Genomic DNA, 205 nt, shown 5'->3' on the forward strand with positions numbered 1-205 from the left:
CGCTCGATCACGGCATGGCCGCGCGTATCCAGGCTGTCGGCAGCCACGCCCCATTGCGCCGCCGCCGCCGCGATCAGTTGCGCACGCAGCGCGGCCGCCGCCTCGCGCAGCGGCTGTTCGAACATCGCCAGGCCGGTGCCGGCCACAGTCAGCATCATCGGCCCGCGCTCGGCCTTGAGGCGAGTCAGGCCATTGGCGGGGTCGG

Annotated in this window: 1 protein-coding gene; it reads right to left on the reverse strand. The window is 73.7% G+C overall.

All coding sequences use genetic code 11. The features are described 5' to 3' along the window. The coding region (locus tag H926_RS33540) for a hypothetical protein (RefSeq protein WP_043610279.1) at nucleotides 1–205 on the reverse strand (205 nt) is incomplete at both ends.

The sequence above is a fragment of the Novosphingobium sp. B-7 genome (genome assembly GCF_000410615.1).
GTDB classification, from domain to species: domain Bacteria; phylum Pseudomonadota; class Alphaproteobacteria; order Sphingomonadales; family Sphingomonadaceae; genus Novosphingobium; species Novosphingobium capsulatum.